Here is a 17,258-nt window from a genome sequence, read left to right on the forward strand (position 1 = left end):
CATTAAAGTGAACCAGCTCTACTAGCTACCCTTAGCTTCTGACAAACACACGTTGCCGGTCTGGATTTTTCGGAAAAAGTCCCCTTTATAGAATCGGCCCAGCGGAAGTATATCTGTCACCAGAGTAACCTGATCCGGGTTGTAACTGAGCAGTTTGTCCCAGGCGATGATGAACGATTTGTGTACTCGGATAAACTTATCATCAGGAAGCTTCTGTTCCATATAGCCTAATTTTTCGGACGCTACGTAGGCCCTTTCTTTCGTGTGTACCTTTATGTAATCACCTAACCCTTCAATAAAAACAATGTCCTTCAGGAAAATTTTAGTTTGATCGCGCCCTACCTTAAAAAACATATACATCTCATCATAACGGCTGGGAATCGGTGAAGGGAGCTCAGGATTGTTTTGTGCATGCAGGTACTTTGAAACCGCCCGCATGAATCGTTCCTGGGTAATTGGTTTGACTAAGTAATCCAAAACATCCAGTTCGAAAGCCGTCACCGCATGCTCCCTATAGGCCGTAGTGAGAATGATTCTGGGGCGAGTTTTTAGGGATCGTATCAAATCAAGACCAGATAATTTGGGCATCTGAATATCAAGAAAAGCCAGATCAACCGGGTTCGCCTGCAAAAACGTGAACGCATCGACTGCATTGTCCAAGCAGGCCAAGACCGTAAAACCGGGCAACGTTGAAAGATGCTCCATGAGTAGCGCCCGGGCTGGTGCTTCATCATCAACTACTAAGCAATTAGTCATAGTTCAACGTATTAATTGTTAAGCAAATCAGATAGGCATGCGGCTCGTCGATACTCGTTAGCTCATGGGCATCTGGATAAAGTAATGACAACCTTTTTTTAACATTCGATAACCCAATCCCTCCCATATCCGACACGGGTACGGAACCTTGCTCATCCTTGCTGTTAGCGATCTTAACCGAAAATTGACCGGGCTGTCTGGCAATATCGATACGAATCCAGCTTAAGTCTGCCGAGCTAGTCACGCCATGCTTAAAGCAATTCTCTACCAGAGGTAACAAGAGCAGAGGAGCAATCTGCAGATCATGGATTGGGGTATATACATTAATTGATACATCCAGCTTAGGGCCATATCGGTTTTTTTGCAGTTCGATGTAATGTTCGATATAGGAAATCTCTGTTGCTAAAGGCACCGTTGCCTGATTGGATTCATATAAATTGTATGCCAGGAAACCTGACAGATGCGCTATCAGCGAGGCCGTTTCAGGACTGCTCGTCAAAGCAGTGGAATACATGTTGTTTAACGTGTTGAATACAAAATGGGGCTGTACCTGCGCTTTGAGCAGGTTTAATTCGGCCGTTGTCGTCTGCTGTACCAATTGGTGAACCCGAAAGCGTTCCTCATACCAGCATTGGATAAAGTAATACAAAGCATATAAGCCGGTTACCGTATATAAGTTAACGAACTCAACCAGCATTTTTCCAGCCGAAAGAAAAGGCATACGCTGGGCTTGCGGAAAATACGTCGGATAAAGAAAGTAGTAATTGATGTAGCGCCGGAGAACAAGTAACAAAAGGGAAATGAGCACCAAATTCACCCAATCGACTACCCGGCTGGTTTCCGCCAAACGCCTTTTGATCAGAAAATAAACGGCCAGTCTGGAAAAGACAAAGGCGACAGGCAACGCCATACAGGCATTGATAAAGTAGTCATGATAATTGCCATAGAGAGACGCCAGACCTAGCCACTGATACAGGAAATACAGCAGCCAAAAAACGGTATTAAATGGAACGTCTCTGGTTAGTTTCATGAATTGACCCTTTCCAACTAAGGTAAGGCTTTTGACAATCAGTGAGCCAGGCCGGAAGATGGTTTTCGGCAAACGACCCTATTTGTCGGTAAACGGTATATACCGAGATACCGAGTTGTGTACCGATCCTACGCTTGGGCGGAATGACTGATGGCTACTTTTGAGTGCATATCGCTACGTTCCCAAATCAGCATGAACCAACTGATTCGAATAGGCAGAGCCTTCTACGCAGTCCCACTTTTTGTGTATGGCTGCCAACAAATCTATTTTGGGAGCTTCCGAGATGTCTTTTTTTCGGTCTATCAGCAACACCTGCCCTTCCAGAATGTGTTGGCCTGGGGTTTCGGACTCTATCTGATCCTTACAGGCGCTTTACTGCTTGTACCGGGTGCCGGCAAAAAAGCGGCTCTACTGCTGGGAGCTGTGTGGATGTCGCTGTTCCTGGGAACCCATATACCCTATGAGCTCATTTCCGAACCGAACAAACTGTATCACCTGGGCCTGTGGACAACTCCCCTGAAGGAACTAGCCCTGGCGGGGGGAGCTTTTGTGGTTGCCTACTCATTCGATACGCCACTAACTGATAAGCTAACCGTTTTGGGAAAAATTATGCCTTATGGCAATTTGTTTTTCCTTTACACCATGACCAGCTACGGGATTGCCCACATCCTTTATGCCCCGTTTCTGGTCAGTACCGTTCCCAGTTGGATGGCCAATCCTCTTTTTTGGGTAAATCTGACCGGAATTGCTTTAACCGCTTCCGGCATCGCTATCATACTGGGAATACGAATCCGGGTTATCGCCCTATTACTCTCACTGATGATCTTTTTGTGGTTTTGGCTAGTCCATGTCCCCGGTGCATTGGCGGACCCCGTCGGAAACCGAGGCAATCTGTTGGCCAGTGCGTTTGATGCGCTGGCGTTCAGCGGGATAGCGCTACTAATCGGCCTTACCATGAAACAGCAGAAATGGGTAGAGGACATTGACCGTTGGCAATGATTCACCCCTACGGATTGAGTAAAGAACGAGTAAGCAGCATGAAACGGAACAACAGTATTGATATTATGCGCGGTCTGGTGATGATCCTAATGCCTCTGGACCACATTCGGGACCTTTTACATGTCACTTCGTTATCACAGTCCCCTACGGATCTGACGACGACAACGCCTGCGTTATTTTTCACCCGATGGATCACGCATTTATGTGCACCGACGTTTGTATTTCTGTCCGGGGCTTCCGCTTTTCTGTCCATAAAGGCTAAAAATGATCGGGCCGATACCAGGCGTTTCCTGCTTTCAAGAGGCATCTGGCTGGTCGTTTTAGAGTTCAGCATAGTCAATTTCGGCATCTGGTTCGACTTGAACTTCAATGTCCTGATTTTTGAGGTTATCGCGGCCATTGGTGTTGGATTCCTGATTCTTAGTACGTTGTTACGATTCCCGCCCCGGATAGTGGGGTTAATCGGGGGCATGATCGTCACGTTTCACCAGTTGGTCAGTTTACTTCCGGTTCCAGAGAACTCGCTCTTAAAAGGGCTGATGTCTCTTTTTTCACCCATAGCTTTTCCATATGGTACAGGAAAACTAGTTTTGATCGCCTACCCACCAGTTCCCTGGCTTGGTATTATGTTGATTGGCTACGGTGCCGGTTATTTTTTTGAATCAACCGAAAACGGCCAACGACGGATTTTCCTGAAAATAGGATTACTATTGCTCGGCTTATTTACGGCTTTGCGAGTAGCTAACCTATATGGTGATCCCAGTCGCTGGTCTGCTCAAAAGACGATACTCTATACATTTCTCTCTTTCATCAACGTAACCAAATATCCCCCGTCGCTGCAATTCTGCCTTCTTTTTCTGGGGATCATGTTTCTGATTCTTTCACGGGTACAAGGCCTGAAAAACAGGTGGACAGATCGGATCGGTGTCTATGGAAAAACCCCACTGTTTTATTTTTTGGTGCACTGGTATTTGATCCATCCACTTGTTTTTGCCATGGTTTTCCTGCAAGGGTTTAACCGTTCTGATCTGGTATTCGGCACTAACTTCGGCCGACCTAAGATGGGCAGCGGAGTTGAGTTATGGGCTATTTATTTGATTTGGGCCGTCATTGTGCTCACGATGTACCCACTTTGTCGATGGTATGGGGGCTTTAAGGCGCGACATAAAGAGCAAACGTGGCTTCGCTATATCTAAATCAACCCTGTAACCCTCAGCGTTTAATCGTTCAGAAGTCGATGGGTTTTACTCTTTCAAAAAAAATTTTCTGAAAAATTATCGGATTCTTTTCCATTTGTGAAAACAATAGCCGCTGCAAGTCGTTTTATATCTACAATCGCTGATAGACGGAGATGCTGTGAAATGCACCTGATTAGAAATAATAACCGTTCCATTAAGCGAATCAAAAGCCAGGTGACTCAGTGTCGTCTGGCTTTCTTTTTTTCTCGCAACGTCTCGCAGTCCAATCGTACGCAATAAGGGTCCAGATGCTCTCAAATAGTAAAAAATCTCAAAGCAGACTGATCAGCCATTAGACATAGGGGTGTTTCATAGTGGGGTGTTTGCTGAATGCGATTGAGGTACTAATTGGTCTCCACTTGACCAGGCCTGTAGATCACTTCAAGCTATCAAACCACCACTCAATCGTAATGAAGCAAATCGGATATGATCAAATTTACGTATTTTAAAGGCCAATTCGCCTGTCAATGCGTACCCTTTATTTACTCTTCGTTCTGATTTCATATCGTCTGCTGGCCCAGCCAACTAATCCAACAGCTAAAGGCTGGCAGGCATTAACCATTTCTGATGGCCTGTCGCAAGGGATGATCTATGATCTTAAACAAGCCGGGAATGGGTTTATCTGGCTAGCCACCAAAGACGGACTCAATCGCTACGATGGTCATAATTTTTCGGTCTATACCCACGACCCCTACAATCCCTACAGCCTGTCCGACAACAGTTGTTCGGCCCTGTTGGTCGATAGTCGGGGGCGGCTCTGGGTTGGTACGCTCAACCAGGGGTTGAATTTGTTTGACGACCGGTCCCAGCGATTTTATCACATCGACATCCGGGATACGAATTTGCCCGGAGCAGGTAATCACGAAGTTCGGTTGCTGGCCGAAGACCCGGATGGTAACATTTGGGTGAATACGGATCAGGACAAACTTTTTCGAATTAGCCTGCCAGACCACTTGAAAACCGGTTTCCCCACTAGTGCCAATTTTACGGCTCAGGCCCGATTTAGCTCCATAACGCTGGCTGGTATGGCAACCATTGCCTCCGCCCATCATATTCAGTTCCGGCCTGATGGCACAGCAACCGTTGGAACTACCTACGGTATGTGTTCTTTCAATTGGCGACAACTGCGGGATATGCGCCCCGTGAATCGCCCGGCCAACCTGACCGTGAGAGAGTGGTATACAGACGATGATGCCGCTCAGGGAAATTACTGGTTCTCGACACAACGAAATCAGGTTCACGGCTGGCTGCGGGGAACCCACAAAGTAATCGGCTTGCCTCGCCAAACCACTGGGGCACTAGTCGAATTTCTTGACTCGACTACGGTAGCCGTGGCTACGCTGCAATACCTCTGGCTGATGAAGCCCGATCAACTTTTCGGGCTGGATAGCCTGACAGCCCGTAATGCGTTCACGGTTATGTCGCCAGATGCAATGGGTCTGACAGCATTTATGAGGGATCGGACTGGCTCGATCTGGTTTGGAACCATGGGGTATGGCGTCCGGGTGTTCAATCCTAACGTCAACCAATTCACGTCATTTTTACCGAAAACGTCCGTTACTTACCTCCACCAGGATAGGGCAGGGCATCTGTATGTTCGCTACTTCCAGCAGTATGCCCAGCTTGACAAGGCCAGCAACCGGCTCGTTCCGTTTCTGACCAAAACGAACGATGAAAGCGAGCCGCACCAAAACTATCTAATGCAGAGCAGGAGCGGATTTTTATGGATATCCAATATAGATTACAACAAAAAAATACATCAGCTACTCAAGTACACATCTAACGGGCAATTGCTGAACGTGTACAGGCTTCCTTCTCAAACGGCGTTTGGAACATATCTCAATCAGACGGTGGAGGATCAGGCAGGCAAGCTTTGGATTGGGGCGATCAATGGTAAGCTACTGCAATTCGACCCTGAAAAAGAGAGTTTTATAGTTTTTAGCTATAAACACTTACTCCCCCAAAGCGGTGCTGAAATAGAAGTGGGTGCCTTGTATTTCGATCGGGCTGGTACGCTCTGGATCGGTACAACCCGAGGCTTAGTCAGGGCTGACCACCCTCAGGGACAACCTTCCTTCACTATATACAAAAACGATGTTACGGATCGCCACAGTCTGAGCCATGATGTTGTGTCGAGTATGGTCGATGATCCCAACCAGCCAAATCGATACCTATGGGTGAGCACCAAAGGCGGGGGATTGGAGCGACTTGATAAACGATTGGGGCAGTTTCGTCATTTCACGGAAGCACAGGGTTTACCGAACAAAGTGGTCTATGGGATTCTGACCGACGAATTCAGAAACCTCTGGATGAGTACCAACCGGGGGCTGGCCCAGTTCAATCCACAGACATTTACGTTTCGCACTTATTCCAAAGCCGATGGTTTGCAAGACGATGAGTTCAACACCGGATCTTATTTTAAAACGGCAGCCGGTGAGTTACTCTTCGGTGGGGTCAATGGGCTAACGGCATTCCGGGCAAAGGACGTCGTGCGAAAAACGCTGGCTCCTCCGCAAACTCATCTGGTTAGTCTGAAAATAAATAATGAGCCCATAACCGTTGGGGGGGCTGATGGCATTTTAAGCCAAAGTATTGAGAACACGTCCCGTATCGATCTGGCCTACGATCAGAATCTGATTACCCTGGAATTTGCCGTGATGAATTTTGCCAACCCGGCCCACAACCAGTATCGCTATCGGCTAGTGGGCATCGACGACGGGTGGGTGGAGGCTGGTACGAACCGGTTTGCCAACTATGCTCAGCTTCCCTACGGGCGCTACACGCTCCAGATGATGGGCTCCGCCGATGGGGAAACCTGGAGCCAGCCCGTCACGCTACACATTCGAATCCATCCGCCGTTCTATCGGACCTGGTGGGCTTACCTGATATACGCGCTGGCCGTGGGTTTTGCTGGCTGGCAGTTATATCGGTTTCAGAAGCAGCGGTGGCTATTACAGCAGCAGGTCAGCCTGGAGAAGCAGGAAGCCAGCCGACTCGCCGAGTTAGACGCCTTAAAAACCAATTTTTTTGCCAATATCTCCCACGAGTTTCGTACGCCATTGACCCTAATTCTGGGTCCCATTGAGCAAATGGCGCAGGAGTACGCCCACGACAGCCGCTTCCCGATGCTGCAGCGTAATGCCAACCGGCTGCTGAGTCTGATCAACCAACTCCTTGACCTGAGTAAACTCGAAGCCGGGCAGCTCCGGGCCGAGCCTGAACCGGGTGACATGGCCGCTTTCTTCCGCATGTTAGCTAGTTCGTTCAGTTCGCTGGCCGAAAGCCGCAGGATCACGTTCACATTTTCCCAGAACGAATCCGAACGCTGGGTCAGTTTCGACCGCGACAAGGTGGAGAAAATTATGACCAATTTGCTGGCCAACGCCTTTAAATTTACTCCCGCCGGGCATACGGTCAGCTTGACCGTGCAGTATCCGGATCAGGTGAATAACCCGGTGGTGATCAGCGTTTCGGATACCGGTATTGGTATTGCGACGGAGAGGCTTCCCCATATTTTTGAGCGGTTCTACCAGGGGGCCACCTTCACACGGTCTGCCGAAGGGAAAAATGTCCGGCCCTACGAGGGAACCGGCATTGGCCTGGCGCTGGTGCATGAATTGGTGAAGATTCTCGGTGGCAGCATTAGCGTAATCAGTACTGAAGGCGAGGGAACGACCTTTGCGGTCACGCTACCCTTGGCCGATAGTGGCGATAGTACCGTCCGATGGGTTACCGGGCTAGATTCGGGCGTGGCCCCGTTTGTAGTTACTGACGGGAACCACGCGCTGGAACGGCCGAAGGAGGCCGAAGCGACACTCGCTACGGCGGAAAATATCCTGCTCATCATCGACGACAATGCCGACATCCGGGCTTACATCCGCAGCATCTTTGCCGCCGACTACCAGATACTCGAAGCCGAGGACGGCCAGGAGGGTTTGCAGAAAGCTACGGCAAGTCTGCCTGATATGATTATATGTGACCTGATGATGCCCCGGCTGGATGGCTTCGGGTTTTGCCGGGCATTAAAAAAACAGGAAGCTACCAGTCATATACCGGTGGTGATGCTGACGGCCAGGGCGACCGTAGAAGACCGGATTGAAGGCTTCGAGCTGGGGGCCGACGACTACCTGACCAAGCCATTTAACCGGGAGGAAATTCGGGCCAGGGTAAAGAATCTGGTGCAGCAGCGGCAACGGCTCTACCAATGGTTTAGTGCGAAACGGACGGGGTTGGATACGCTCCCACTGGCTAGCCGGGAGCCGGTGCCAGCGTTGCTGGTTAGTGAGCAACAGTTTATCGATCGGCTGACCCAGGTGGTGAATCAGTATATTGATGAACCTGCCCTGAGTGTTGAGATGCTGGCCGGGGCTGTAAACATGAGCCGTTCCCAATTGCACCGAAAATTAAAAGCGGTGCTGGATACCTCCCCAACCAATTTTATCCGAAAAGTCAGACTGATCAAAGCGGCCAGTTTGCTGGTGGAGGGTAATCAAAGTATTACGATGGTGGCCTACGCCGTTGGGTTCGACAATCTATCTTATTTTGCCAAAGTATTTCAGGAAGAGTATGGAATGTTACCGTCACATTATAGACGTACTGAAAATTCAGGCCATAGTTTCTAAATAACGGAAACAGTAACTTTTTTGCAGCGTAAAGCCCGAATTTCCGGGCTTTTTTTATACGCATGCGACGAGATTGGTATTGATGCGACGAGGGTGGTAGCAGCCGGATAATCGATTGCAGTATTTGCCGGGGTCATTTCTGGCCTTGCCGGATGATTGCTCAATCTTATCGTTCATCGTATGAAAAACTACTACCTGACTCTTCTTTTCACTGGGTTACAGCTAGTCCTGCTGAGTTCGTTCAGCCAGGCCCAGGTCCCTGTGATCACGGCCTTAAACCCGGCACGCAACCAAAACAATGCTCCAGTTAACACCAATGTATCCGTAACCTTTGATCAGCCAATCAGTAACAGCACAGCCAGTAAAGGTGGGCTGTTACTGATTGGCCAACTGCGGGGCGGGCTGTTGCGCAACGGGCAAGGAGGCACTGCCAGCGTGAGTGGCAGCACACTCACGTTTAATCCAACCACCAACTTCAGGCCCGGCGAGACGGTATTTGTGACCAGCACGACGGCCATCCAGAGCACGGGCGGATCGCGTTTGGCGCGGGGACAGGTCTACCAGTTCACTACCCAAGTAGCTGGTACGGGCCGGGCTAATTTCACCCCCTCCGCCACTAACCTTGATCCCGCCGTGGGAGAATCTCCTTGGGGTGTGGCCCTCGGGGATGTGGATGGTGATGGCGATCTGGACATGCTCACCGCTAATCATGACAGCGATAACGTAAGTGTGCGGCTCAATGATGGTATGGGCAACTTTACCACTCCCCCATCCAACCCTGACCCCGCCGTGGGAAATGGTCCCTATAATGTGGCGTTAGGCGATGTGGATGGGGATGGCGACCTGGACTTGCTCACTGCCAATTCTATCAGCGATAACGTAAGTGTGCGGCTCAATGATGGTATGGGCAACTTCACCCCTCCCTCCTTCAACCCTGACCCCGCCGTGGGAGAATCTCCATGGGGTATGGCGTTAGGCGATGTGGATGGGGATGGCGACCTGGACTTGCTCTGCGCAAATGCTTATAGCAACAATGTGAGTGTACGGCTCAATGATGGTCAGGGTAACTTCACCGCTCCCCCCACCAACCCTGACCCCGCCGTGGAGATTGGCCCTGTGAGTGTGGTCCTTGGCGATGTGGATGGAGATAGCGATCTGGACATGCTCACCGCTAATTCTAACAGCAACACCGTAAGTGTGCGGCTCAATGATGGCCAGGGTAACTTCACCGCTCCCCCCACCAACCCTGACCCCGCCGTGGAGTTTGGTCCCTATAGTGTGGCCTTGGGGGATGTGGATGGCGATGGGGATTTGGACATGCTCACCGCTAACATAGCCTATGACAACGTGAGTGTACGGCTCAATGTTGGTATGGGCAACTTCATCGCTCCCCCCACCAATCCTGATCCTGCCGTGGGTGATTATCCCTATCATATCGCTTTGGGCGATGTGGATGCGGATGGAGACCTAGACTTGGTCACCGCAAATTATTTTAGCGACAACGTGAGCGTACGGCTCAATGATGGCACGGGCAACTTTACTGCTCCCACTACGAACCCTAACCCCGCCGTGGGGGATGGCCCTCTGAGTGTGGCATTGGGGGATGTGGATGGGGATGGGGATCTGGACCTGCTCTGTGCGAATAGGCTTAGCAACACCGTAAGTGTGCGGCTCAATGATCCGGTGCCCCCCAGTATAATAAACTTTGCGGCTACACCCAGCGCAGTCTGCGCCAGTAGCCCCGTTACCTTCACCGCTACGGTGGGCAACGTAACGGGTGCCTATAACTACACCCTGAGCAACGGCAGCAGTCCGCTCTCGGGCACCGCTAACACCACCGCGTTCAGTCAGACGCTGACGGCCAGCGGATCAGGTAGCCAGAGCTATACGCTGACGGTGAGCAACGGAGGAACACCCGCTACGGCCGTCACCAGCCTGACGGTGAACCAGTCTGGCCCAACGCGGCTGTACGTGAAGGCCAACGCAACGGGGGCCAACACGGGCTTAAGCTGGGATGATGCTTTTACCGATTTGCAGTCGGCCCTGAAGTACGCCTGTGTAGGCAACTTGAGCGAAATCTGGATTGCCCGTGGAGTGTACAAGCCTGTATCTAAACCCAGCAATCAAATTACACTTTCTGATCGGGCAGTCGGCTTCGAAATGTTGCCTGATGTAGCCATCTATGGGGGCTTTGAAGGCACCGAAACCGAGCTGGATCAGCGGCCGCTTATTAACCTGAGCAATCCTTCTTCCACTACGCTCTCTGCTGATATTGATGGCGACGGGACATTGGCAGGTAATGGCTACAGGGTTATTTACAACACCCGCCGACTCACAAGCACAGCCATTCTGGATGGAGCCGTGATTACCCCTCCTCAGAATGGTACTAATACGGGTGCTATTTCTAATAACAATACTTCAGGCAGCAGTTCCGAATGTAGTCCACAATTCCGAAACCTGCTTTTCACGGGCTTCGTAACAGGCTCTGTAAACAGTGGTTACTGCGTGGTCAATGTCGCTGGCCCTAACGCCACTGTCAGCCCCAGCTTTATAAACTGCATCTTTACGAATAACCAGGCCGGCACTTATTATGGTGTACTATTTTTTAACGAGGCAAGTGCTCAGGCACCCAGCACATCGGTAGTACAGCCACAACTGATAAACTGCCTGATTGCTGATAACACCGGTCAGGGGTTTATGTATAACAATCAACTGAGTGCAGGGCGGGTGCAGACTGAGTTTATCAACTGCTCTATGGTCAATCTGGCGGGAGGGCTGGCTCGTAATTCAACTTCGCAAAGTACATCCCCTATAACCATTAAACTAAGTAATAGCGTATTGTGGAATACAGGGGGGGCAGACACATTCCGTAAAGAGCAGGGAGCAACATCGCTTTCGGTCACGGCCCAATACAGCCTGCTGGATCAGACCATCACCGGTTACACCAGTGGACCAGGTAACCTGACGACTACCTCGTCACCGTTCGTATCGGCCAGTGACCTCAATCTGCCCAGCACCTCTCCCGCTGTCAATGCCGGTAACCCTGCCAGCGTAACCGTAGCCAGCGGACCTTACTCAGCCACCAACCTACCCCAGACCGATGTAGCCGCCAATCCCCGCATTTTAGGCGGTCGGGTCGATATGGGAGCGCTGGAAGTACAGACGACAACTCCGCTCTGTGGCACGGTGGTGTTTGTGACCGAAGCGGGAGCTGGTTTGCAGAACGGTAGTAGCTGGACCAACGCCTTCAGTGGCACGGCCCTGCAAACGGCCATCAACACGGCGGCCACCTGTGGCGCGCAGGTTTGGGTAGCGCAGGGCCTTTACAAACCCACCACCGGCACTGACCGCACCATCAGCTTTTCGATGAAAGAGGGGGTTGCCATCTACGGGGGCTTCCGCGGCACCGAAGGACAACTGGGCGACAGGCCAGGGGTTAATCCCGTTACGGGCCAACCGTCCAGCAGTACTCTATCGGGAGACATTGGCACATTGGGTGATTCTGGGGAGGATAGCGACAACAGCCATCAGATTATTTCCAATGGAACCGGCCTTTCGGAGCGAGCGATCCTGGATGGGTTTGTACTCACCCAAGCAACCAGTGAAGGTGGAACGGGTAACGGAGGAGCTATTGCGAATTACGGTCCTGTTTGTAATCCAACAATTCGAAACTGCCTGTTCGCAAACAATTATGCATCCAATCATGGAGGGGCTGTATATAATCAAAACAGCAGCCCTCTTATTGAAAACTGTGTGTTTGACATGAACACGAGTTTTCAGAATGGGGGCGCTATTTACAGTGAAGGGTCAGCAACGCTGGCCGTTAAAAACAGCTCCTTCAAAAAAAACCAAGGCTCCTTTGGTGGCACCGTGTTTACAAATGGCTCAGTAGTCTTAAGGCTAACCGATTGTACTTTCGAAAGCAATACGGCGGTCGACGGTGGAGTAATCAATGTCTATAGTGTTGCAGCTGTCAGTTTAACTCGCTGTCAGTTCCTGAATAACAGCGCAATAGACGGTAACGGTGGGGTTATGTACTTGGCGGCTGGGAGTCTGATCGCCACCGATTGCCGATTTCAAAACAACACCTCGACTGACGAGGGTGGCGTACTTAGTAGTCAGGTCAGTGCTACATTTGTCAACTGCATATTCCAGGACAATACAAGTAGTGGAATTGGTGGAGCCATTTCAGCATCTACCTCCATGACGCTAACTAATTGCAGCTTCTTAGGCAACAAAACATATCGAGGAGGGGCTATTTACTGTAATGATATAGCCATAACCAATTGTTCGTTTTTGGGAAACCAGGCCGACCAAGGAGGAGCAATTTGTAGTGAAGGAGGCAATGTTCAACTGGTTAACTCGGTGCTATGGAACAATGGAGTCGCCAATTCAATCGCCTATCCATACGGGGGAGATTTGCTCTCGGCCCGTTACAGCCTCTTCGAGCCGGGCGTAACGGGCTACACCGATGGGGGTAACAACCTCACCACCACCCTGACGCCTTTCATGAGTACCACTTCCACCCAACTGCGTGACTGCGCAGTGGCCATCAACACAGGCAGCAACCAGGCATATAGTACGGTGAGTGGTCCGGCTACAGATCTGGCCGGTAACAACCGTCTGTATAATGGTGGCTTGATCGACCGGGGTGCCTACGAGTATCAGGGCAACCCAACTGCACTAGCAATAACCAACCCTGCTGTTATGACGGCTACGGTAGGCCAGGCGTTCAGCCAGACCTTTATGGCCAGTGGTGGCAGTGGTCCCTACAGCTTCTCTGTAGTTAACTCTACCCTACCTACCAGCCTGAGTGTATCGATTGGGGGTATTTTGAGCGGCACGCCCACGGCAGCAGGTAGTTACTCGGTGCTGGTGCAGGTGAGTGATGCCAACGGTTGCGTGGGGATAGCTAGTACCGTATACGGGCTGACGGTGGCCAATGCAGTTCCTGTCTGTGGCACGGTGGTGTACGTGACCCAAAGCGGGGCCGGTAGCCAGAACGGTAGTAGCTGGACCAACGCCTTCAGCGGCACGGCTCTGCAAACGGCCATCAACACGGCGGCCACCTGCGGGGCTCAGGTCTGGGTAGCGCAGGGTCTTTACAAGCCCACCACCGGCACCAACCGCAGTATCAGCTTTGTGATGAAACCGGGCGTAACGATCTATGGAGGCTTTCGAGGAACCGAAGGGCAACTCGGAGATCGGCCAACGATTATTCCCCTAGCAGATCAGCCGAGTAGTTCGACGCTTTCGGGCGACCTGAGCGGGGATGATGGGCCTGACTTTGCCAATAACGCGGAAAATAGCTATCATGTCATTAAGAACGACAACAACGGTCTGGACAACACAGCAGTACTGGATGGATTTGTTATCCGTGGGGGCAATGCAAATGGAAACAATTCAACTGACGAGCGGGGCGGAGCCATCTACAGCCTTAGCAGTAGTCCTCGCCTAATCAATTGTAGCCTGCAACGCAATTCGGCCCTAGTCAGTGGCGGAGCTATCTATGATACAGGCAGTAGTTTCAGCCTGATCAATTGTAGTTTTCAACAGAACGCAGCCGTCAGGGGCGGGGCTATCTACATCAATGCCAGCAATCCCATCCTGATCAATTGCTGGTTCCAAGCCAATACGGTTACGTCGAATGGCGGAGCTATCTATAACAATATCAGCAACCCCAGCCTGGTCAACTGTTCGCTACAAAACAATACAGCTACCGTGGGTGGCGGAGCTATATATAACCAGGGCAACCGTAATGTCAATAATACGATCAGCTTGATCAACTCGGTGCTGTTCAACAACGGCGGTACTAACACCTTTGTGCTAACGGATGGAGGTAGCCTATCGGCCAGCTACAGCCTCTTCGAACCTTCGGTGACGGGCTACACGGATGGGGGCAACAACCTCACCACAACCATTACGCCCTTCGCGAGTGGGAGCAGTGTCGCGCTTAACGCTTGCTCACCAGCCATTAACTCGGGGAGCAACTCTGCCTACAACGCCGTCAGCGGACCACTCACCGACTTGGCGGGCAACACGCGGGTGTTTGGTGGCACCATCGACCGGGGTGCTTACGAGTACCAGAGCAACCCCACTAGCCTGACCGTGCTCAACCCCACCCTTACTACGGCCACCGTGAATCAGCCTTTCAGCCAGAGCTTCACGGCCAGTGGTGGCAGTGGAACATACAGCTTTAGTGTGGTGAGCAGCAACCTGCCCACCAGCCTGAGCCTGTCGGGCAATGGTGTCTTATCGGGCACGCCGACTCAGGCAGGCAGCTATTCGGTGCTGGTGCAGGTGAGTGATGCCAACGGCTGCGGTGGCACGGCCAGCACAGCTTATAATCTGGTGGTAACTGATGCTACGCCCACCATAACGGGCTTTGCGGTGGTACCCAATCGGGTTTGCGTCGGTAGTCCCATCACGTTTACGGCTACTATAGGGAATATAGCTGGCGGCTATAGCTGGTCGCTTGAGAATGGTGGGCCTCCCATTGGCAGTCCAAGTCCTACTACGGCCACCGCTTTTAGTGTAGTATTAACAGCAGTAGGGTCGGGTGTTCAAACCTTTACGTTAACCGTGAACAGCGGAGGACAACGGGTTTCGGCCACCACGAGTTTGACTGTGAATGCCTTGCCGATAGCCACCCTGATCAACAACGGTCCGCTGACTTGTGCCCAGACCAGTGTGACGCTGACGGCTTCGGGCGGGGCTAGCTATAGCTTTACGAATGGCAGTGGTCAGGCCGTGCCGGGGAGTGGCAACATCCGTACCGTGAGTAGCCCGGGAACGTATTCGGTCACCGTGGTTGATGGAAATGGCTGTGTGAGTACCACCACTACAACCGTTGGCAGCAATACCGTTCTAAACCTGGCTGCCGGAGCTTCACTGCCCCAGGCCAATGTAGGGGTAGTGGTGAGTTTGACAGCTTCAGGCGCTACTGCCTACCAGTGGAGTGCTCCGCCTACGGCACCGCTTACCCCTCCAGCTACTGGCTCCGCTGTATCGGCCAGCCTAACGGCCTCAGGTGTACAGACCTTTACGCTGACAGGCACCAGCGGAGTCTGTAGCCAGAGTGCTCTGGTCAGTGTGACAGCACTGGCAGGCCCCGATCTGTCAGCGATTATAAACCTGCCCGATGCCAACTTCTCGGCTGGGGCTAAAAAAGGCCTGGTGGTCGGGATCCAGGAAGTCAATGGGGCATCGTCCAGCGGGTCCATTGTCGTCACCATCACGGTACCGGTTGGCTACAGTGTCAGTTTCGACAATACCCTCACCAGTTTCAGCGTCTCAGGAGGCTCTGCCAATCCGGTGGCTGTACAGAACAGTCTGTGGCATCAAAGCAACGGGGTAGCAGGTCAGCAGATTAGTATTGCGATTAATACAGGTCAATCGGTGGGTGCCAACAGCGTGATGAATCTGGGTTTTAGCATCAGTCGCACGACGGCCAATGCCGGGAGTGCCTCCAACATCACGGTCAACATCGCCGATGACAGCAGTGGGAGTTATGATGTGAACCGGCTCAATAACGTTTATGCCCGCATTATCAATGGTTTGTGAGTAAACTGGCGATCGCTAGCCATAAAACGGAGGGTTTCCAGGGAATAAGTAGCGATAAGCTACCCGTCTCAAGAAATCCTCCGTTTTACAAGACTCATTATATTGTTTATTAAGCCTATGAAAATAGGCCATATCCATCTCCCTACTTTTGACAGTGTTTCTTTTTTTGCTCAGGCAAGTGGTTGAAGAGGGCATTACGTTAGGGAATTAACCTACCCCTCCCTGCTGTTTCATAGATTCTATTTATTTGGTTATCAAATGGTGTGTTAGTTGCCTTTTCGTACCACCTGACAGACTATCTCAGCCAATCGTCAACTTCCTGAACCTGAGCTAAATTACGAAACAGATAAGCATGTAAAGACATGTGAATTAACTTGTAACAAAGTCAATTTCTTTTTTTACGAAAGAAAGCTTACATCAACTCGGAATTTTAATCAAGTGCTTTGTTCTGAATCGATAGCCGTTTGCTATGACGGCTATCGATTCAGAGGCAATAAGGCAGAGAATCGTACCGGCGACCCGGCCAGAAGTCAGTTGTCCGACCACGGCTTAGCAGGCTGTTCCATTAACCATTCTGGCATCTCTCTGTAAAGAGGTAATAAACAAAGCGCGACTGAGCGGACCAAAAACGAACCGGGCTGCCTGAACAGTAACCCACTTAAATGTAATCACATTTTCAAATGGGTTTTCATTGAGTCGACACTTGATCTTAATTTAAACAGACCGTAATAGTCTTGACGTACTGAAGGTTGTTACGACCGAAAACCAGGCACACCATAAATCGGTACTGCATGAATGGATAGTGTCGATCGGTTTCAAAATGCCATCTTGTAAACTGGTTCATGTGGGGAATTATGCTCTATAGGTTTCTCTTTAGACCCCCAAATAGGAGAAGAGTCATAAATTAATTCGGTCTTGATGGCCGTCATAGCACACAATTCGTCCAAAAACTACTTTGTTAACACGGTTAGAAAGAGAGAGTAGGCGCGGAAACGAAAAAGCCCGGCTCAATTTGGAACCGGGCTTTTTTGTACTAGTTAACTCACATTC

At 50.9% G+C, this 17,258-nt stretch carries 6 protein-coding genes; 4 read left to right on the forward strand and 2 right to left on the reverse strand.

Going from position 1 to position 17,258, the window contains the following annotated elements:
- Positions 1 to 21 precede the first annotated feature (21 nt).
- A complete protein-coding gene (locus B5M13_RS15450) occupies positions 22 to 756 on the reverse strand; it encodes a LytR/AlgR family response regulator transcription factor (RefSeq protein WP_080056532.1) in 735 nt (244 codons plus the stop codon).
- The gene (locus B5M13_RS15455; protein WP_080059942.1) at positions 749 to 1,786 is read right to left on the reverse strand and encodes a sensor histidine kinase; all 1,038 of its coding nucleotides are present in this window, start codon (positions 1,784 to 1,786) and stop codon (positions 749 to 751) included. The genes B5M13_RS15450 and B5M13_RS15455 overlap by 8 nt, the downstream gene beginning before the upstream one ends.
- Before the next feature lie 192 nt (positions 1,787 to 1,978).
- Between B5M13_RS15455 and B5M13_RS15460 the strand changes: the two genes are divergently transcribed.
- The 4 genes from B5M13_RS15460 (at position 1,979) to B5M13_RS15475 (ending at position 16,208) form a co-directional block, all read left to right on the forward strand.
- Entirely contained in the window at positions 1,979 to 2,785 is an 807-nt protein-coding gene (locus B5M13_RS15460) for a hypothetical protein (protein WP_080056533.1), read from the forward strand.
- Positions 2,782 to 3,981, forward strand: coding sequence for a DUF1624 domain-containing protein (locus B5M13_RS15465; RefSeq protein ID WP_245860024.1), 1,200 nt, complete (start codon positions 2,782 to 2,784; stop codon positions 3,979 to 3,981). Before B5M13_RS15460 ends, B5M13_RS15465 begins: the two co-directional genes overlap by 4 nt.
- A 509-nt stretch (positions 3,982 to 4,490) precedes the next feature.
- Positions 4,491 to 8,645, forward strand: a complete 4,155-nt coding sequence (locus B5M13_RS15470; protein ID WP_080056534.1) for a hybrid sensor histidine kinase/response regulator transcription factor — start codon at positions 4,491 to 4,493, stop codon at positions 8,643 to 8,645.
- Positions 8,646 to 8,825: 180 nt separating this feature from the next.
- Positions 8,826 to 16,208 carry an FG-GAP-like repeat-containing protein gene (locus tag B5M13_RS15475; RefSeq protein WP_080056535.1) on the forward strand — a complete coding sequence of 2,461 codons (7,383 nt, stop codon included), beginning with the start codon at positions 8,826 to 8,828 and terminating at the stop codon, positions 16,206 to 16,208.
- The last annotated feature ends 1,050 nt before the right edge of the window (positions 16,209 to 17,258 follow it).

It is taken from the genome of Spirosoma aerolatum, from assembly GCF_002056795.1.
In the GTDB taxonomy this organism is placed as follows: Bacteria; Bacteroidota; Bacteroidia; order Cytophagales; family Spirosomataceae; genus Spirosoma; species Spirosoma aerolatum.

What these genes read in the sequence shown, in the direction of transcription:
- B5M13_RS15470 (WP_080056534.1), top strand. Translation starts at nt 4,491, where the DNA reads ATGCGTACCCTTTATTTACTCTTCGTTCTGATTTCATATCGTCTGCTG.
- B5M13_RS15460 (WP_080056533.1), top strand. Translation starts at nt 1,979, where the DNA reads ATGAACCAACTGATTCGAATAGGCAGAGCCTTCTACGCAGTCCCACTT.
- B5M13_RS15450 (WP_080056532.1), bottom strand. Translation starts at nt 756, where the DNA reads ATGACTAATTGCTTAGTAGTTGATGATGAAGCACCAGCCCGGGCGCTA.
- B5M13_RS15475 (WP_080056535.1), top strand. Translation starts at nt 8,826, where the DNA reads ATGAAAAACTACTACCTGACTCTTCTTTTCACTGGGTTACAGCTAGTC.
- B5M13_RS15455 (WP_080059942.1), bottom strand. Translation starts at nt 1,786, where the DNA reads ATGAAACTAACCAGAGACGTTCCATTTAATACCGTTTTTTGGCTGCTG.
- B5M13_RS15465 (WP_245860024.1), top strand. Translation starts at nt 2,782, where the DNA reads ATGATTCACCCCTACGGATTGAGTAAAGAACGAGTAAGCAGCATGAAA.